This window comes from Paenibacillus sp. strain BS8-2, from assembly GCF_054483835.1.
The window spans coordinates 5274246-5292069 of record NZ_CM137010.1 but is presented as its reverse complement, the minus strand read 5'-3'; the positions used below and the strand labels follow the sequence as shown (position 1 = coordinate 5292069).

Genomic DNA, 17824 nt, shown 5'->3' with positions numbered 1-17824 from the left:
AGCTTGACTCATATAATCATTCATGACATCGCTCTCGACTATGCCTTGTGGCAAAGCGGGGGCGATTGTTATAAGAAGGGAGCTTTCAGCAATGAAATCCATTACCGTTGGGCAATTGGCGAATCGGTTCCAGTTTGAGGTACTGGCGGGCGCCGAAAGGATGGATCGACGAATTGCCAAATCCCGCTCATACCGGCCGGGTCTCGAATTCACCGGGTATTTCGACTTTTTCCCCCAGGAGCATGTGCAGGTGCTGGGAAGAAAGGAAATCACGTACCTTCATGGTCTAACCGAAGATGAGCGGAATCATCACATCGGCAATATCGTCAAATATCATCCGCCATGTTTTATCGTTGCAGCAGGGCAAGAAGGTCTCAAATATTTGACCAAATATTGCAACGAGGAAGGTATCCCGTTGTTGCGGACAAAGGAGCCGACATCCGCGTTGCTCGGTATGCTGGAAGCCTATCTCGTTAAGGAGCTGGCGCAAGAAATCTCGGTGCACGGCGTTTGCCTTAACGTATCGGGCATCGGCATCTTGCTGCGAGGCAAGTCGGGCGTCGGGAAAAGCGAGACCGCCCATACCCTTATCAGGCGCGGGCATCGTCTAGTTGCAGACGATATCGTTGTCCTTAAGAAGCTTAGTCCTCGGACGCTGCTTGGCAGCCACAACGAAAAGACAAAGGAGTTTTTGGCGCTTCGCAGCGTTGGTCTAGTTAATGTCGTTAGGCTATATGGCCGTAAAGCGTTTCAAGATGAAACGAGAATCGCGCTCGATATTGAGCTGACCAAGTGGCGCGACAACGATCTAAACAATGACCTGGATCTAGAACCGCAATTTGTCGAGTATATGGGTGTACAAATCCCTCATCTCGAAATACAATTGCAGCCAGGACGTGACGTTGCAGGATTGATTGAAGCGGCAGCTAATAATTGGTATTTGAAGCAGCAAGGATATAGCGCGGTTGAAGATTTCATGCAGCGGCTGCAGAATGATTAATTGAAGCCGGACGAGGCATCATGAATCGCCTTACGCCAATAAACCGTTACGTGAGCTACACATCGATGGAGAGACATGTTACACTGTTGAAGACAGCCCTTGACCACAACGCGCAAGATCAACGGATGGGAGACGAACTGATTTGTTTTCCCGGTACCGAGTTGCTCGACCAAACGTTAAGGAGGAAGTAAGCGTGGAAAACTGCTCTATCGTCATGAAGCCTGCCCTGAACGTCGTTGGCATAAGTTACAGCGGTCCGTATTCGTCCTTCCCAGATGATGCGATAAGGCTGCAGACGGAAATTCTGGCCCGCAAGCATGAACTGAACGAGGCAGTCAAATCACCTGTACTCTATTGTCCTTATTACGGTAATGAAGCGTTTGCGACTTACTGGGCTTGTTACGAGGTTCAGCATCTGGAAGATGTCCCACCAGGCATGGTACAATGGACCATCCCGGCACGACGTTATGCCATGGTAGCCTGCTCCAACAAACGGATTGGCGAAGGGTATGAGCAATTGAAGTCGTGGCTCACAGTGCAGCGGCTTGAGAAGGAGAATAACGCGGTTTCGCTGGAGTTGTTCTACATCGATGTGCAGCATTGGGAAGAAGAGCCGGTTGAGCTGCTCATTCCGCTGCAGGATTAATATATTCGAAGAGCTTGCGGGAGCAGGTTCTTTTTTTTGGCAAGAGGAGAGGAGTGGTGCTTGATGAAACGACCAATCTATATCGCAGATGCCTTCACGAAAACTCGATATGGGGGCAATCCCGCAGCTGTTTGTCTGGTGGACGAGCCGATGACCGATCTGGAAATGCTGAAGATCGCGGCAGAAATGAACTTGTCCGAAACAGCTTATGTTGAGCAGTGCGGAAACGGATTTGGTCTTAGATGGTTTACGCCGAAAGCGGAGGTCGTATTGTGCGGACATGCCACACTGGCGGCTGCGCATGTGTTATGGGAGACGGGAAGGCTTGCTCCAGATCGGGAAGCGGTATTCGAGACTTTAAGCGGTACATTAATCGCACGAAGATCCAACTCAGACGGTTCGATCACCATGGACTTCCCGGCTGAGCCTCCTGAGCCAGCACAGGCGCCGCAGGAGCTCCTCGAAGGACTAGGACTCATTCCGCGTTACGTCGGCCGCAATCGGATGGACTTCATTGTAGAAGTCGATCACGAAGATACAGTTCGAACGCTGCGTCCTGACTTCAGTATGTTGAGCAGACTGGATGCGCGGGGAGTTGTTGTAACGAGCCGATCTACGATGGGTTATATGGTGGAAGGTGATCCTATCCATTTTGTATCGCGTGCCTTTTATCCAGCAATCGGTGTTAATGAGGACCCTGTAACGGGATCCGCGCATTGTGCGCTTGCACCCTATTGGGGTCAAAGAATGCGGCGAACAGAGTTGACCGCCTACCAGGCATCCGAGCGTGGAGGAGTTGTTGGGATGCAGCTTCAAGGGGAACGTGTACTGCTCTCCGGTCATGCCGTGACTGTACTGCAGGGGGAGCTCGAAGCGTAAGAGTAAACTCCTCTAATGCGGATTCAGGCCATAATAGCAGAAAACAATAAACCTCCAACCCGTCTACAAAGAGGGTTGGAGGTTTATTGTCCGTTGCAAATAGTGTGAAAGGGAATTAACCCAATGTCTTGACGGAGGCGGGAACGGATTTGAAGCTGGATACCCGATTCTTGCCGCTTGTCTTGGAATAATACATCGCCTCATCGGCCTGCTTGACCATCTCTTGTACGGAGTTGCTCTCCTTGGAGGTGCTGTAGCCGACACTGACGGTCACGATCGTTTCCATCTCGATACGTTTGCGAATGCTCTCCGCTACGACATTCGGTTTAACGCGTTCTGTGCTGATGCAGGCGAGCAGCTCCTCGCCACCGTAACGTCCTGCTGATCCAATGCCGCTAGCTTCTTCCTTAATAATTTCGGCGACCCGTTTCAGGACGATATCGGCTTTCAGATGACCTTGCGAGTCGTTGAGCTTCTTGAAGTTGTCAATGTCACAGAAAATGATGGCCATCGACTTGCTTCCCTTGAGCAGATTTTCTGCTTTGGCACTGAAGTGTCGGCGATTATACAATCCCGTCAGCCCATCTACGATGGAGGACTGATAGGTGGACATCAGCCTCTCGATGACCCATTCGAACAGTAACATAAACATCAAGCTGAAGTAGATGATCGGCAATAGCGAGGTGAGGAGCAGCAGCCATGATTGATTGCCGTGAAAAACGTATGCGTCAGCCATACGCGCCAGCTCGCTGACACAATAGACGATTAGCGCGGCATAATATTTGTGGCTCATATCCGCCTTTCGGGTGGCCATCAATATAATGAGTGTCACAACAATCATATAGATATCCAACAACGGAAATGAGCTTGATGCGATACCGCTATTGTCTGCTCCGAATGGAGAGATGCCGACTTGCGCCGCGGCCAGCACGAATGCGAAACCGGACATGAGCAGAAACGGCAGACTACGCAGCTCGGCGGTTCGATATGTGTATAACCTCATAAATACAAAATTGATGATAATAAAAGATATAATTTGCAGGACGCTGGATGCCAAGAAAATCCACGACGATAATGTCCGACCGGGAAATGCAAGTACGATTAAAGCGCCTTGTTTTGTCATCATGAGAATAATCGCGGTAATCAGGAAGCGGTAAATCTGTTTACTACGATAGCTGGCGTAGAGTTTGATTGACATAAACAACATCAAAACTAAAATAACGATCACGGATATCGAAGAAAATAACACGCCATTTGTTCCGGTTAGCCATTGCATCATTGTCATGTTGTCAACCACCAATAAAGTTAAAATAGGATTCATAAAATCACATTCAAACACACAAACGTATGTTCGAGAATACTTATAGTTTGACGTATAAATGTTCTTTTTACAAGGTTTTTTTGTTATTTCAGATCTTACACTATTTTATCGGCATAATGAGCGCCTAGTATTACGTTCGTCATGATGGAAGCATACACTGGAGATATCCAAGTTAATGATTTGTTGAACTTGTGATCTTACATTTTGATGGCGGAATGTATGAAACGGATGCGAAAAAGCTTCAACGATGATACAGTAGTAATGAGAACAAGTTGTGATCAGGACTAATCATTTATCGAAATTATAACTCGCCAACATCGAAGCGAAGTATTGCTTTAGACTTATTGAATCAGGAGTTGGGCGTATGAATATATTGCAAGCGTTGTTTTTCCCACCAGAGCAGCCGGGGGGCGTATCCTCCATGGTGCCCTATATACAGGAAAGATTCATCAAGATGGGATGGGGGATGGAGCTGTTCTCCTTACCCAAACGAGTCAGAGGCAAGGGACAGGAAGAGGTTGTGTTCGAGACGTTCGACCATCGAGAGTTCAGCGGTAACCCGCTAGTCGATAAATATATACAGACCTACAAGGACTACGTATGGTGGACCAAGCTGAGGCTGCAGAAATCGTATGACATCATCCACGCGCATCACCCTATTGCGGCACTGGTAATGAAGCAGCTCTATCCGGATACGCCGCTCATTATGACAATCCACTCCAGTTACGAACGAGAATTGATCCTTAACGGTAGAATACAAGAAGGCGGCGTAGAGCATAGATTCCTTACCTCGATCTACAAGGAGTTGGAATTGAAAGCCGATCTCCTGACGACCGTGTCGGAATCGTTCCGATCCTATATCGCGTCATACGTGGTTACACCGGAAACGATCAAGGTAATACCAAACGGCTTCGACGAAAAACGGTTTAAGCCAATCGCACACGAAAACGATGTCACGCAGTTGATAACCGTATGCAGGCTCGTACCGGCGAAAGGGCTTGATGTACTGCTCCGGGCATGCGCTGAGCTTAAGAGCCGCGGTTGTCCGTTTGTCCTTCATATTATCGGTGACGGGCCGATGCGCAAGGAGCTTGAGGCGCTAGCGCTTTCGCTGGATCTGTATGACGACATTATTTTTTATGGCTATATGCTGCATCCGGAAGAGTTTATGCCATTCTTTGATGTTTTTGTACTTCCTTCGCGCGCGGAGTCGTTCGGTTCTGTGTTTGCCGAGGCGGCACTCTGCTGGTTGGCGCTTGTCGGGACTAATGTAGGCGGAATCGCAGAACAAATCGAAGATGGCGTTAACGGACTGCTTGTTGAGCCGGAGGATCATGAGGCTCTTGCCGATGCGCTGGAGAAGGTAGTATCGGATCCGATCTACCGTCATAATCTCGCGAGAGCTGGCTGGAACAAAGCCAAGAAGGCGTATTCGCTGCAGCGTGTCATCTCTCAGCTCAAGAAAGTATACAGCGGCTTGAAGCCAGAAGAACAGCAATCCTGACGCGGAGGAAAAGTAGAATGAGCGTTCCGTTCCGATTTATTCATGCGGCGGACTTACATCTCGATAGTCCTTTTCGAGGGCTCGCGAAGGCGCCAGAAAATATCAAGCTAGCTTTGTCCGCTGCCACGTTCGCAGCACTTCGAAGGTTGACAGATGCAGCCATCGAACATGAGGTCGACTTTGTGGTGATTGCAGGCGATTTGTTCGACGAAGCCGATCGCTCGCTGCGCGCCCAATTTTCGTTGGTCAAAGAATGGGAGCGACTTGCGGCACACGGCATTGCCGTCTATGCGATCCATGGCAATCATGATCATCTAGGGGGGAGGCGAGCCAAGTTGACGCTCCCTCCCTCTGTACATATTTTCGGAGCGCACCGTCTGCATTCTGCACTTGCCTATACACGGAAAGGAGAGGTTGCGGCACGGATTTACGGCATTTCGTATGGAGAGAGATCCGTAACCGCCAACCTTGCGGAACGTTATGTCGTGGAGGACGATGCGCCTTATCACATTGCGCTCCTACACGGCAATGTGGGTGGCGATCCATCCCATGACAGCTACGCGCCATGCTCGCTTGAACAGTTAGGCAGGAGCGGCTTTCATTATTGGGCGCTGGGACATATACATAAACGTGAAGAATTACGGTATTACCCGCATGTCGTATATTCCGGCAACACGCAAGGCCGCAATCCCAAGGAGCTCGAGGCCAAGGGGTGTTATCTGGTCGAAGTGGATGCCGGCGGGGCAACGGAGCTTACCTTCTTGCCGCTGGATACGGTCAGATGGCTGGAGCTTACCCTTAGCATCGAACAGATTACGACGGAGCATGAGCTGCTTGGGAAGCTGTATGCCGCAGCATCAAGTGTGCTGGAGGCTGCAGATGGGCGCAATGTTATGCTGCGTCTGAGACTGGCGGGCAGCGGCGTTCTGCATGCAAAGCTGCAAGAAGGAAAGTTAGTTGCGGCGCTTCTCGAAGAGCTTCAAGAGGATGAGGGACTACGATCGTCTTCGCCTTGGGTGTATGTACATAGTATCGAGATTGCGACGTTCGCAGCCATCGATTGGCATGAGCTAAGCGAAGGGGATGGTTTCCTCGGCGAGCTTTACCGGCTAAGTCTACGATTAAGCGAAGATGAAGTGGAGTGGCGATCATACGCGCGCGAAGCTGTTGCCGAAATCGAAGGTCATGCCAAGCTGGGCAAGCTTGCGCGGCGACAGCTCGACGAGCTGCCGAGCCGTTGGCTGGATGAAGCGCGTGCCTTAGCCGCCGGATTCATTGTGGAGGAAGGTGGAAACGAATGAAGCTGATAGAAGCTCGTATTGACGGCTTTGGCGAATTGAATGACCGGAGCATCAATCTCGATGCTCCGGTTATTGTCGTCTACGGTCCCAACGAAGCTGGCAAGAGCACGGTATTTGGTTATTTGCGAACCATGCTGTACGGATTCTCGAGACGTGCTTCAACAGAGAGACATGAGCCGACTCGAGGCGGTAAGCATGGCGGTCGCTTACTATTCGCCGATGTAGATGGTCAGTCGATTCTCTTGGAGCGGTATGCCGGAAGCGCTGGCGGCAAACCAGCAGTTCGAGTCATGCCATCCGACCTAAGCGGATCTGCCGATCTGGAGACGGCACAGGTTAAGACCTTGGAGCAAGCCTCTTGGGAGCAACGTTATCTTGGCGGCGTGCAGGAGCGATTGTACCGTCAGTTGTACGCCGTTACGCTGACTGAGCTCATGGAAGTAGGCACATTGTCAGGCGCAGAGCTTAGCCGATATTTGTATCAGGCTGGCTGGGAGGAAGGCCGAGCTGTTGCGGCAGCAGAGAAGCGGATCCAAGCCGATATGGATGAGCTCTACAAACCAAGAGGATCGAATCAGCGGCTGAACGGACATGTCAAAACAATCGAGAAAATCGACGCTGAGCTTCGTGGTCTCAGTGATGATATCGAACGGTTTAACGAACTGACTCGGGATGCTGAAGATGCTGACCGTGAGATCGCAATGCTGGAGCAGTCCGTGCCGGCGGCGGAGGAGCGAGTCCGCTTGTTGCGCAAGGCGTCAGCGGCGCGTCCGCTATGGCTTTGCAGCAGAGTGTTGCTCGCCGAAGCAGAGCAGCTTCAGTATACGGCAGAATTGCCGCAAGAAGCTGCAGCCGAATGGCAAGCGCTGATGACAACAAGAGCTCAGTATGAAGCCGAGGAGACGCGTTTGCGCAAGGAGCTGGAGCATCGCGAGGCTAGATTGGCTTTGATTGAGTACGACGAGATACTGATTGCCAAAGGAGCAGAATGTGAAGCGCTGCTGCAAACGGCTGAACGAATGCGGAGTATTTCGTCGCAGCGTGGCGAATGGCAGGCGGAGCTGGATGTTCTCGATGAGACGATTGCCAAAATTGTTGCCGGTATATCGCCAGAGTGGACCGAGAAGCAGCTTCGAGAGCTGGTTGTTACCGTTGCTGACCGTGACTACGTGCGGGAAATGCGGGAGAGGCTGGAAGTGAATCGCCGCCAAGAAGAGAAGTTGCAGCACGAGCGTGATGGACTGCATTCTCAACAGCACGAAGCCATGACAATAAGAGACGAGGCCGAGACTGCACTTCGTCACGAAGTAAGAAGGAGAGACGGCGACGGCAATGGCGAAAACCAACTGCTGCCACGTTCGTCATCGGAATTAACCACTGTCTGGACTGCTGTTGATGAGGCTTTGCATGGCTGGGAGCTCGAGCAAGCGCGAATAATGGGGGATCGTGCGGGCAGACCAGCTCCATCAACCAACAAGCAACTCGACTTGCGGATATGGGGCATCGGTGGTATCGGCGCCGCTGCTGCGCTTGGAGTTGGCGCTGCTACCGGCTTGCTTGGGGAAATGACCAGTGTGGCATTGTTCGCTGCGTTTCTGTTGTTCGGAGCATCCACCGTTTTTCTTATTGCTGGCAGACGAGGGGGAGATCGTCCGACAGGCGAAACCAGTCGTCGGAGCACCAGAGGTCTCTCGAATAATGGGAGTGTGGCAAGCGAAGAACGACTTGCTGGCGAGCTGGCGAGACTCGTTCATCATCCTGCTGCGCTACTCGATGACTTGCTTGATATGGGTGCAGGCAGTCTGCGGCCAGGCATCCGGTCTGCGTTGCAATCCCGCGTAAACTTGCAGGTAGAGCAATTCACACGGCAGGAGCGGATTCAAGGGAAGATATCCGAAGTGAATCAACGATTGGCAAGACTGGCAGCGGCGCTCCAAGAGAAAGAACGCAGCCTAACTCGAATAGAGGATGAGAAACGTGACTTAGAGGCGGCTTGGAGAGAGTGGTTGTCAGCACGAGCGCTCCCTGTCAGCTTGTCTCCTGCCGCCGCTCTTGAGACGTTCGAGCTGGCCGCGAGCGCGATGGATCGACTCCGGCAATACGATCGACTTGCTGCCCGAATATCCGCTGCAGAAGCGGAGACAGCTAGGTATTCGGGACATGCCGCGCGATTATGTGAGGGCTTCGTGGAAGCGCAGCAACAGGTGCAGCATGATCCAACGCTGGCTCTGGCCTTGCTGCAGTCCGAATCCCGTAGACATGAAGGTGCGCGTGCCGGCGAAGAGGCACTGCGGGTTGAGGTTGGAGAAGTTACCGCTGCGTTAGCCGAGATCGAACAACTGCAGCTTAGCAATATCCAATCCATCCGTTCTGCGCTATCTGCCTCCCACGCTGCAAGTGAGGCAGAATACGCTGCAGCGCTGCAAGATCAGGCGAGGCTTGGTGAGCTTCGCCTTGAGCTAACCAAGCTGGAGCTGGAGATTGGTGCAGGACAGACTCCCGAACGATTGGCCGAGCTAGAGATGCTATGGCACTCGTGTGATGAACTTGTGCTTCAACAGGAACTGCAGGGTGCAGAGGATGAGGCTGGTCGGCTTGCGGAGATGCAGAACCAGTTGCTTGAGAAGCGAGGGCGGCTAAAGCAAGCTATGGAGCATCTCATGAATGAGGAGAAACGCTCCGAATTGTTAGCGGAGCGTGCGATGACTGCTGCTGCACTCGAAGAAGGAACGGATCGATATGCTATTCTAGCGATCAGCAGAGAACTTCTCCGAACGACACGCCAGAAGTTTGAGCTGGAGCGGCAGCCAACGGTATTACGTAATGCTGCCTTGTACATGAATCAACTGTCGCAAGGGAGATATGTACGCGTAATAGCAGGTGGTCAAGATGCCGGTATAGCGGTAGAACGAGTAGACGGCGCCATATTGGACAGCGGATTGCTAAGCCGAGGAACGGCGGAGCAGCTCTATTTGTCAATGCGGCTGGCCTTAGCAGAGGAAGCGGCTGGCACGGTCGAGCTCCCGATGCTTCTCGATGATTTGTTCGTCAACTTTGACAAAACTAGATTACATGCGGCGGCGGAACTAATGAACGCCATTAGCTCCCGGCGACAACTGATCCTATTTACATGTCATGAACACATCCGGGAGGCGTTGCTTGCTGCATGTCCAGAAGCGAAGCTCGTGAACATGATCCCGCAGCAAACACGATAGAGATGGGCTGGGGATCAGTTCAAATAATATGACCTGATCTCCAGCCCCGTAATGAGCTTTATAGTTATAGTTATAGTTAAAGTTATAGTTAAGTGAATGGTCAAATCGCCAATGCTTATAAATTGCGGAATGACACTCGCCTTCGAATCATCAGAACGAGCCAACCGAGGCTAATCAATCCGAACAGAGGGTATAGCGTTGAGAGCAGCGGTCCGAAACCGATCTGGCTGGCAAAGTAGCAGATCAACAAAACGGCGAACGTTAACATCTCACGCGACCAGTTTAATCGTTCCCGGAGCTGCAGCGTTAGACCGTAAATGTCCGCGATAAGCGTTGTAAATATTTCTGCAAAGATCAGGAAGATATAGATGAGCTGCACATAGTGCCCTAATTGTCTGGCAATACCACCCATCGGTATGGCGAATTGCTGAATGCCAGGCATATGTACAGACAGTGCGATATGTCCGGCGAGCAGCATAAATCCGATACCGATTCCGCCGACCCACGATCCGATGACGATCGTTTTTTTGTCCTGGATGTCGGCCCCAAGCGGGACAAGCACGGCTTGCGCCAGTGAAAGGTTAAAGGCGGTGTAAAGAAACGGTGAAGCCCAAGCAGCCCAAGGCGAATAATCGGATACAAGCGTAATAAATTTGGTGGAGCCAGGTGTGTTGAACGTATCGATCATGACGAATACCGTAAACAGCAGCATCGTCGGCACGACAATCGCATTGACGGCCAATATTGCTTTCATGCCTTTGCGCAGCAGCAAGTAGCTGCCAGCCATCGTGATCAACAAACCTGCTTGGTACGATATATTCCAATGCTCGTAGAAGATAGTGCCAGCACCGGCGAGCATGACGGCTGTTACGCCAAGCAAGATCACGAGCATAAAGTGGCTGATCCATTTGCCGTACTTCTCACCGAATAACGCTTTATTCAAGTCTTCATACGACTTGGCGCGAATTTCGCTCGAGATAATCATCATCTTGGTGCCCAGCCAAATAAATAGAGCGGTAGCAATCGCGATCGTAAAGGTGCCCCAATATCCAAATCTCGTGAAAAATTGCAAGATCTCCTGCCCCGTCGCAAATCCTGCCCCTACGATGGTCCCCATGTAGGTAGACGCAATCTGCAGTACCTTGCTTGTCCTATTCCGCATCGGCGGTCCCCCGATCCAACAGCATTCTCTTATCAGGGTATGTTTAAGATTGGACGGGCATGACTGTTAGATGCAATTTTGTAATCCATGACAGATTGTTCATCCCCAATTGGAACAAAAAAAGCTGATCGCTCAAGTTGAGGCGATCAGCTTCATCGAAACAATCTCATTCATACCTGGATCGATATCCAGTTTGAGCCAAGCACCTTGTGCTTGGTAGGTAAGCAAGTAGTCTGACTGTGATTGCGGCTTGCCAAGCATCTTGATGGCTTGATCCGGCTCGTCGCCGATCATCAGTCCGTTAAGTCCGGACAGCGCCTCCGCGCCGAAAACTTCTACATAGTGTACGTTGCCTTTGGTATTAAAACCAATGGAGAGACCGTCGTACTCCATGACTCGGATCTTGCTGTTTTCTTCCTCCAGCACATAGCTGTCCAGCTCAGACCCTAGCAATAAGGTGACATTAGCTTCTTTTTCGCCAATTGTTATACCACGCAAGGAAGGGTTTGAAGCATTCCAAGTTTGATCAGAAAGCTTGTCGTTATCCGATGTTTTCCCCTTGTTGGCTTGCTCAAGCGAGGAAGCTTCGGCGGACGTGTCGTTGTCGATTGTTGCGGTATTTCCGCCAGGGGTATTGCTGTTGTTTTCTTGCTGGGCAGATTGTTCAAGATAAGACTTCTGAGGACCGTTTGACGTAATTTGTTCTGTAATAGAAGCTACATGGTTATCGTTCCCGTTCCCGGCAGGAGCGACGTTCTGACATCCAGCTAGAAGCAACACAAGCATCGTTGCTCCCATCCATCGAGATAACCGCCAATGCTTGTCTAGCCGATGTGTATTCCTCATCCGTTATTCACCACCGATTCCGCTTGTTCTATATATAGTTTAACGTATAGCAGCTCCAGAAAGTTGCTAATTTTCCCAAATGATTTGTAAAATTCACCACATTTATGAAATCTCGATAGGTTGCAGGCTGATATAACGACATGTCAGGTTGCGCGAGTTGGCTTACGTATGGTACTTTATCGAAAAGGGATTAATGGCGGAGGTAATGTGGATGGAAAAACTTAAACAACGAATTTTGCAAGAATCGTCGGTATTGTCTAATGACGTACTGCGCATGGACGCCATTATTAATCATATGGTCGATCCGGAGCTGACAATGGAGATGGGGCGGGAGTTCGCCTCTAGATTCAGCAATCAGTCGATTACAAAGGTGATAACAGTAGAATCCTCCGGTATTCCCGCGGCTTTTACCACAGCTTATGTGTTAGGGGTGCCGATGGTATTTGCTAGAAGAAAGAAAACGCTTATTGCCGATCCAGATGCTTATTGCGAGCGTGTTCCGTCGTTCACAAAGGGCATGGTAACCGATATTATGGTGTCCAAGCAGTTTCTGACTAGCGAAGATCGGGTATTGTTTATCGATGATATTATTGCGAATGGCGATGCTGCCCGTGGTCTGATCAAGATCATCGAACGTTCCGGTGCTACTTTGGTTGGTATGGGTGTCGTTGTGGAAAAGTCGTTCCAAGCAGGCGGAAGAACGCTCCGCGAAAGCGGATTGCGTGTCGAATCGTTAGTTCGGATATCGTCCCTTGAGGGCGGAGCGATTACTTTCGAATAAGAAGTTCCAGAACCTTGGTACTTTCAAGTCGCAATAATATGACTTATAATGTACATAAGTAATCGAGGGGGAGGCACACAAACATGGGAAATTTATCAGCCGATTTTATGAATGTGAAACTGAATGACGCCAAGATTCATTTCGAGAGAGCGCTCGATTGCAAACATACCGAATTCGATGACTTATATCCTTACATGATCGAACATCCACAATTCTTCTGGTACAAACGATATGTAGCCTGGTCGGAGCTATTGACAATCGTCAAGTTGTGCGACGAGCTCTCTATCGAATGGAGCGATCAATTTACGGAGAAGCAGGTCGAATATATCGGTAAACGTGTTATGTCATCTCGTGTGCTCGACGAATGGTACGAAACCAATGATTCGAAGGAACATGTTGGTTAATTGACCCAATTCAGCGACCTTTCATAGAACAATGAAACGGACCTCAATGATTCGCGTATGCAGTCATTGGGGTTTTTGTTGGCATATAGGCAAGGATACATAGGAGGTGCTCGTGAGAAATGATCAGCGAAGAACAGCTGGATGCTTACCGACAGTCGGGAGAAACCGTTCGGATTGTGCGCGACGAGCTGGAAAGTAATGATGTGTCAGGGATCGTGGTGGCATGGGATGAGACCTCTGTCATGATACGTAAGCCAAGCCGCCGTGTCGTCAAGCTTAGCCGGAGTTACATCTATCAGCCTGCTGCGGAGACGAGAAGGTCGCCATTGTCAGAACCCCAATCCTAAACATGTTTGATTGAATTGCTTCAAAACCAATGAATCGTGAGGAGTGTTGGTATGAATTGTCCAGTATGCGATGATGTGCGTATGAAGGAAGTACAGAAGGAAGATGTGTTAATTGACGTCTGTCCAGCTTGCAAAGGCGTATGGCTTGATCGTGGAGAGCTTGAGAAGCTTCTCCAAGGCGTGCGCGAAGTTCGTGACGACTATGAGAGAATGGAACAGCAGCTGGATCAGCCGTCTTACGGCAGCCAGCCTCCCGTACAGCCAGGAACTGCTGCACCTTCCCAGCCTCCGCTTGGTGGATTTGGCAATGCCACTGGTCCAGCTGGCGCCGGTTCGTTTGGCGGCAGTCAACCGAGCGGAGGGCAGGGGGGATACGGTGGAAGCTACGGAAGCGCGCCTGGCTCTGCACAGCCGGGTTATGGCAGTGCACCGCCACCTCCAACTGGCGCCGGTTACGGCGGTGGAGTGGGACAAGGCGGATATCCGCCGCCTCCAGGCGGTCATAGCAGCTATCCCCAAGGTCAAGGTTACGGTCAACCAGGCCAGCCAGGTTACGGCCAAGCGCCTGGGCAAGGTCAAGGATATGGCCATGGGCATAACAAATACGGTTATGACAAGTATGGTCGGCCGTACAAAAAGAAAAAAACGGTGCTTGATGTATTCGGCGATTTGTTCGATTAATCGATTCGATGTAATCAATAAATCCTCCAGTTCCTAATGGGAATTGGAGGATTTAACTTTGGTTAGTGAACAACATGAACGGGATTGAACGGGGAAAAATGAGTAACCACTCTGTACAAGTTGTACTCGGAAGGGAGATTGCGTCTCAATGGAAATAGAAGAATACATTCCCGTCCGAACGCGAGAAGCACTAAGGGAATGGCTAAGGGAGAATGGGGGAACAAAAGCATTCTGCTGGGTTGCTGTCAGCATGAAGCCGGTGCCGGGCACGCTCCTATATTTGGATGCGGTAGAAGAATGTTTGTGCGTTGGGTGGATTGATGGAGTCAAGAAAAAAATATCCGATACCGAGACGATCCAGCGATTATCCCCTCGGCGAAAAAAAAGCAACTGGACCGAACTGAATAAAGAACGCGTTCGACGTCTCGAAAGGCTGGGTCTGATGCGCGAGGAAGGCAGGATGGTATTGCCTGACATGAATTTCGATTCCTTCGTAATTGATGAAGATATATTGAGGAGACTGCAAGAGGATCAGGAAACGTACCAATGTTTCACTGCTTTTCCTTCTTTGTACCGTAGAGTTCGCATCGACAACATCCAAAGCATCAAAAAACAACAGCCGGAATTGTTCGAGAGACGATTGGACAAACTGCTTGCCCATTCGAAAGAGAATAAGATGTATGGCGACTGGCATGATCATGGTCGGCTGCTGGACAATGAAACAATCGACAGCGAAGAAACTGGAGAATAAAGCCTTACGCTTATCTATAAAAATAAAAAAGACTTGCCATTAGGCAAGTCTGTTCGTTTAGGGTTGGTGCGGTCGAGAGGACTCGAACCTCCACGGCTGTTACACCACTAGAACCTGAATCTAGCGCGTCTGCCAATTCCGCCACGACCGCATGTCAACTTGTGTCAACAGAAAATAATATATCATAGGACTGAGAATGTGGTCAAGCATTTTTAAATTAAAGTAAACACATGCCTAAGTGATCATTTTCCTGATGAGTCATTATGATCTAATGGATGAAGGAAATTATGAGAGTTAGTCACAACTTGCAAATATCGAACAAGTGTTCTATAATGATGGGAATACTAGTGAGGTCGGAGAGGATATCGGAATGGAACAGAAATACGAATGGAAGAAACGGGACAAATCGATTTACATACCCAAACCAGAGCCTATGGTTATTGAGCTCGAGCCCTACCAATACTTTATGCTTCGAGGTAAAGGCAATCCCAACGACTCTGAATTTCAGGAAGCGATTAGCGCTTTGTATTCTTTATCGTACGCGATCAAGATGTCACCGAAGAAAGGCGTAGCGCCACAAGGTTATTATGACTATACAATCTTTCCGCTAGAAGGGATCTGGGATCTCGAAGTAGAGGCAAGGGGACAGTCTGTGCTGAATAAGGACAAATTGGTATATACACTTATGATGAGACAGCCTGATTTCGTGACGGCTGAGGTAGCGCGAGAAGTCATTGACGCAGTATACAACAAGAATCCTCATTCCAAAGTGGGAGAAGTCACATTTGAAGCGCTGCATGAGGGATTAAATATCCAGATGATGCATATCGGACCTTACGACGATGAACCTCAGAGCTTCGCTATAATGGAGCAATTTGGTGAAGCAAATCAACTGAAGCGAATTTCGTACACACATAAAGAAATATATATATCGGATTTCCGCAAGACAGCGCCAGAAAAGTTAAGAACGGTGCTGCGTTACCAAGTGTCTCGCAGCTAATGTATACCCGATTAAAAATAAGAAAAAACCCAAGCTCCCGAGCTTGGGTTTCTTACATTGGTGCGGTCGAGAGGACTCGAACCTCCACGGCTGTTACACCACTAGAACCTGAATCTAGCGCGTCTGCCAATTCCGCCACGACCGCATGTCTGAAGTGACGAGATTTATAATAGCACGGGCAGAGAGGGGAAGTCAATCTGTGCAATAAAGTTTGAATTTTCAGCATATTAATTCTTGGCCATACTCCTCCAAATTCGATTGTTGGTACATAAATCCACTTCATACGTGGAAAGGTAATGTTAGGAAACCGGATAGGTTGTGAACAAGGAGGATGTAATGAAATGAATTCCATTAAGTACAATAGCAAAGAGAATCGGCATCAACCATTTAACGAGCATCGCAAATGGATTCATACTGCGTTAAGAGTCACTACGATTATGGCTTTGTTATTGTGCTGCTCAGGATTGCGTGTGTCTGCCGAAGGAGAGGGCCAACCCACACAACCTGCCCATCGTACGGTGACAATTGTGATCGACGACTTCGGCAATGGCATGAACGGGACAGAAGAGATGCTGCAGCTTCCGGTGAAATTCGCCGTCGCCGTCATGCCGTTTATGCCGACGACCAAACAAGATGCTGAAGCAGCGTACAAGCTGGGACACGACGTGCTGATCCACATGCCGATGGAACCGAACCAAGGGAAACGAAGCTGGCTTGGTCCGGGAGCGATTACGGTAGATCTGAGCGATGCGGAAATCAGGCAAAAGGTAGAAGAAGCGATCGCGGAGGTGCCGCACGCGATCGGAATGAACAATCATATGGGCTCCAAGGTTACTGCCGATGAACGGATTATGCGGGTTGTGTTGACTGTGTGCAAGGAGCATGGATTGTTTTTCTTAGACAGCAGGACGACATTCAAATCAGTTGTTTCAAAGATCGCGAACGAGGTAGGCGTACCTGTATTGGAGAACCATGTATTTCTGGATGATGTCTATACAGTAGAACATATCTCGAAGCAGGTAGGCGTCATTCGCAAACATATGGCTACCCATGAACATACGATTACGATCGGGCATGTTGGTCCGCCTGGGCCCAAGACGGCATCAGTTCTGCGACAAAGCATACCCGCACTGCAATCGAAGGCAGCTATCGTTAAGCCGTCTGATTTGATCAGAGCGCTAATTGGCGACCCACTTGTATTGCCGAATCCCTGAAGCAATGGCTTGAGCGATTTCGAGTTGACGCCGGGGATCCGTTAACATCGTACGATCGTCTTCGTTGCTGATGAACCCCATCTCCACGATAACGGAGGGCTGCTCGACACCACGGAGCAAATAGAAGGGCCGTCCTTCGCGCGGCATCTCTTCGGACTGTTGCTGACGATTGAGCGCATCTTGGAGGCAGAAGGCCAGCAGAGCGCTTTCGCCTGTACTCTGATGCAAGACAAGAGGCCCACGCTTCACACGATTACGAGCCCAATTGACATGAAGACTTACGAGCAGCTCGCTTCCAATCTCTTCAGTCAATCCTTTGCGTTGCGATAAGTCGCGCCGATGTCTTGAGCTCGTGCGATGCCAGCGATTGTCGTCGCTTAATGCGTAATCTTCTGTTCGGTTCATGACGGCGGGTATGCCTTGGCTCCGTAAGAGGACATACAATTTGCGGGCTATCGCTAAGTTGATATCCTTCTCAAGCAAATCGCCATGATGCGCGCCTCCGTCGATGCCACCATGACCTACATCGATAATGACCGTCGTCGATGGCATCGTCCATCGATCGCTTGGTTCGCCTTGACCATTGAGATGATTGGTGTGAGAATCACTGCTTGAATCTCTGCTTTCGTTGATATTTATCTCGCTCGAGCCCTTGGCACTCACGGATGGTGTAGCACAATGAAACACAATCATCATCAAGCTAATTGACAATATCATACGAAACATGTCGGACACTAACCTCCTAGGTGCCTAATCTTTATCATTACTTCCG

At 49.9% G+C, this 17824-nt stretch carries 16 protein-coding genes, 2 tRNA genes and 1 pseudogene; 13 read left to right on the top strand and 6 right to left on the bottom strand.

Features of this window, described 5'->3' with window-relative positions:
• The first annotated feature begins 91 nt into the window (after positions 1-91).
• The 3 genes from hprK (at position 92) to ACX1C1_RS23175 (ending at position 2525) form a co-directional block, all read left to right on the top strand.
• Positions 92-1000, top strand: coding sequence for an HPr(Ser) kinase/phosphatase (gene hprK, locus ACX1C1_RS23185; RefSeq protein WP_458954490.1), 909 nt, complete (start codon positions 92-94; stop codon positions 998-1000).
• Between the two features lie 193 nt (positions 1001-1193).
• The gene (locus ACX1C1_RS23180) at positions 1194-1646 is read left to right on the top strand and encodes a GyrI-like domain-containing protein (RefSeq protein ID WP_458954489.1); all 453 of its coding nucleotides are present in this window, start codon (positions 1194-1196) and stop codon (positions 1644-1646) included.
• Positions 1647-1709: 63 nt separating this feature from the next.
• Positions 1710-2525 (top strand): PhzF family phenazine biosynthesis protein, encoded by an 816-nt coding sequence (locus ACX1C1_RS23175; protein WP_458954488.1) that lies wholly within the window; start codon positions 1710-1712, stop codon positions 2523-2525.
• Positions 2526-2640: 115 nt separating this feature from the next.
• On the opposite strand, the gene ACX1C1_RS23170 is transcribed toward ACX1C1_RS23175, so the two are convergent.
• On the bottom strand, positions 2641-3810 hold the full coding sequence (locus tag ACX1C1_RS23170; RefSeq protein WP_458954487.1) for a GGDEF domain-containing protein: 1170 nt from the start codon (positions 3808-3810) through the stop codon (positions 2641-2643).
• Positions 3811-4210: 400 nt separating this feature from the next.
• On the opposite strand from ACX1C1_RS23170, the gene ACX1C1_RS23165 reads away from it, so the two are divergent.
• From ACX1C1_RS23165 to ACX1C1_RS23155, 3 genes are read left to right on the top strand one after another with little or no spacing between them, the layout of a single operon-like run.
• A complete protein-coding gene (locus tag ACX1C1_RS23165; RefSeq protein WP_458954486.1) occupies positions 4211-5350 on the top strand; it encodes a glycosyltransferase family 4 protein in 1140 nt (379 codons plus the stop codon).
• Positions 5351-5367: 17 nt separating this feature from the next.
• Entirely contained in the window at positions 5368-6651 is a 1284-nt protein-coding gene (locus tag ACX1C1_RS23160; protein WP_458954485.1) for a metallophosphoesterase family protein, read from the top strand.
• Positions 6648-9866, top strand: a complete 3219-nt coding sequence (locus tag ACX1C1_RS23155) for an AAA family ATPase (RefSeq protein ID WP_458954484.1) — start codon at positions 6648-6650, stop codon at positions 9864-9866. Before ACX1C1_RS23160 ends, ACX1C1_RS23155 begins: the two co-directional genes overlap by 4 nt.
• A gap of 115 nt (positions 9867-9981) precedes the next feature.
• Here ACX1C1_RS23155 and ACX1C1_RS23150 read toward each other — a convergent pair whose 3' ends face one another.
• Both ACX1C1_RS23150 and ACX1C1_RS23145 read right to left on the bottom strand, forming a co-directional pair.
• Positions 9982-11028 (bottom strand): YkvI family membrane protein, encoded by a 1047-nt coding sequence (locus tag ACX1C1_RS23150; protein WP_458954483.1) that lies wholly within the window; start codon positions 11026-11028, stop codon positions 9982-9984.
• A 132-nt stretch (positions 11029-11160) separates the two neighbouring features.
• Positions 11161-11874 (bottom strand): hypothetical protein, encoded by a 714-nt coding sequence (locus ACX1C1_RS23145; RefSeq protein ID WP_458954482.1) that lies wholly within the window; start codon positions 11872-11874, stop codon positions 11161-11163.
• 211 nt (positions 11875-12085) lie between these two features.
• Between ACX1C1_RS23145 and ACX1C1_RS23140 the strand changes: the two genes are divergently transcribed.
• The 5 genes and pseudogenes from ACX1C1_RS23140 (at position 12086) to ACX1C1_RS23120 (ending at position 14838) form a co-directional block, all read left to right on the top strand.
• A complete protein-coding gene (locus ACX1C1_RS23140) occupies positions 12086-12655 on the top strand; it encodes a xanthine phosphoribosyltransferase (protein ID WP_458954481.1) in 570 nt (189 codons plus the stop codon).
• Between the two features lie 83 nt (positions 12656-12738).
• Positions 12739-13059, top strand: coding sequence for a hypothetical protein (locus tag ACX1C1_RS23135; RefSeq protein ID WP_458954480.1), 321 nt, complete (start codon positions 12739-12741; stop codon positions 13057-13059).
• A 119-nt stretch (positions 13060-13178) separates the two neighbouring features.
• Positions 13179-13406, top strand: a complete 228-nt coding sequence (locus ACX1C1_RS23130; protein ID WP_458954479.1) for a hypothetical protein — start codon at positions 13179-13181, stop codon at positions 13404-13406.
• 51 nt (positions 13407-13457) lie between these two features.
• A pseudogene (locus tag ACX1C1_RS23125) lies at positions 13458-13616 on the top strand (TFIIB-type zinc ribbon-containing protein); the annotation flags it as partial.
• A gap of 619 nt (positions 13617-14235) precedes the next feature.
• Positions 14236-14838, top strand: coding sequence for a YdeI/OmpD-associated family protein (locus tag ACX1C1_RS23120; protein WP_458954478.1), 603 nt, complete (start codon positions 14236-14238; stop codon positions 14836-14838).
• A 64-nt stretch (positions 14839-14902) separates the two neighbouring features.
• Here ACX1C1_RS23120 and ACX1C1_RS23115 read toward each other — a convergent pair.
• Positions 14903-14989: transfer RNA gene (locus tag ACX1C1_RS23115), tRNA-Leu, on the bottom strand.
• A gap of 219 nt (positions 14990-15208) precedes the next feature.
• Here ACX1C1_RS23115 and ACX1C1_RS23110 point away from each other — a divergent pair.
• Positions 15209-15838 carry a GyrI-like domain-containing protein gene (locus ACX1C1_RS23110; protein WP_458954477.1) on the top strand — a complete coding sequence of 210 codons (630 nt, stop codon included), beginning with the start codon at positions 15209-15211 and terminating at the stop codon, positions 15836-15838.
• 58 nt (positions 15839-15896) lie between these two features.
• Here the strand turns inward: ACX1C1_RS23110 and ACX1C1_RS23105 are convergent.
• A tRNA-Leu gene (locus ACX1C1_RS23105) sits at positions 15897-15983 on the bottom strand.
• Positions 15984-16179: 196 nt separating this feature from the next.
• Here ACX1C1_RS23105 and ACX1C1_RS23100 point away from each other — a divergent pair.
• Positions 16180-17052: a divergent polysaccharide deacetylase family protein gene (locus tag ACX1C1_RS23100; protein ID WP_458954476.1), complete on the top strand. Its 873-nt coding sequence runs from the start codon at positions 16180-16182 to the stop codon at positions 17050-17052.
• On the opposite strand, the gene ACX1C1_RS23095 is transcribed toward ACX1C1_RS23100, so the two are convergent.
• Positions 17017-17778 carry an N-acetylmuramoyl-L-alanine amidase gene (locus ACX1C1_RS23095; protein WP_458954475.1) on the bottom strand — a complete coding sequence of 254 codons (762 nt, stop codon included), beginning with the start codon at positions 17776-17778 and terminating at the stop codon, positions 17017-17019. The two genes, ACX1C1_RS23100 and ACX1C1_RS23095, sit on opposite strands and share 36 nt — an antisense overlap.
• Between the last annotated feature and the right edge of the window lie 46 nt (positions 17779-17824).

Coding starts and splice junctions, on each gene's coding strand:
- hprK (WP_458954490.1), top strand. CDS start 92: ATGAAATCCATTACCGTTGGGCAATTGGCGAATCGGTTCCAGTTTGAG.
- ACX1C1_RS23175 (WP_458954488.1), top strand. CDS start 1,710: ATGAAACGACCAATCTATATCGCAGATGCCTTCACGAAAACTCGATAT.
- ACX1C1_RS23170 (WP_458954487.1), bottom strand. CDS start 3,810: ATGACAATGATGCAATGGCTAACCGGAACAAATGGCGTGTTATTTTCT.
- ACX1C1_RS23165 (WP_458954486.1), top strand. CDS start 4,211: ATGAATATATTGCAAGCGTTGTTTTTCCCACCAGAGCAGCCGGGGGGC.
- ACX1C1_RS23160 (WP_458954485.1), top strand. CDS start 5,368: ATGAGCGTTCCGTTCCGATTTATTCATGCGGCGGACTTACATCTCGAT.
- ACX1C1_RS23155 (WP_458954484.1), top strand. CDS start 6,648: ATGAAGCTGATAGAAGCTCGTATTGACGGCTTTGGCGAATTGAATGAC.
- ACX1C1_RS23150 (WP_458954483.1), bottom strand. CDS start 11,028: ATGCGGAATAGGACAAGCAAGGTACTGCAGATTGCGTCTACCTACATG.
- ACX1C1_RS23145 (WP_458954482.1), bottom strand. CDS start 11,874: ATGAGGAATACACATCGGCTAGACAAGCATTGGCGGTTATCTCGATGG.
- ACX1C1_RS23140 (WP_458954481.1), top strand. CDS start 12,086: ATGGAAAAACTTAAACAACGAATTTTGCAAGAATCGTCGGTATTGTCT.
- ACX1C1_RS23135 (WP_458954480.1), top strand. CDS start 12,739: ATGGGAAATTTATCAGCCGATTTTATGAATGTGAAACTGAATGACGCC.
- ACX1C1_RS23130 (WP_458954479.1), top strand. CDS start 13,179: ATGATCAGCGAAGAACAGCTGGATGCTTACCGACAGTCGGGAGAAACC.
- ACX1C1_RS23120 (WP_458954478.1), top strand. CDS start 14,236: ATGGAAATAGAAGAATACATTCCCGTCCGAACGCGAGAAGCACTAAGG.
- ACX1C1_RS23110 (WP_458954477.1), top strand. CDS start 15,209: ATGGAACAGAAATACGAATGGAAGAAACGGGACAAATCGATTTACATA.
- ACX1C1_RS23100 (WP_458954476.1), top strand. CDS start 16,180: ATGAATTCCATTAAGTACAATAGCAAAGAGAATCGGCATCAACCATTT.
- ACX1C1_RS23095 (WP_458954475.1), bottom strand. CDS start 17,778: ATGTTTCGTATGATATTGTCAATTAGCTTGATGATGATTGTGTTTCAT.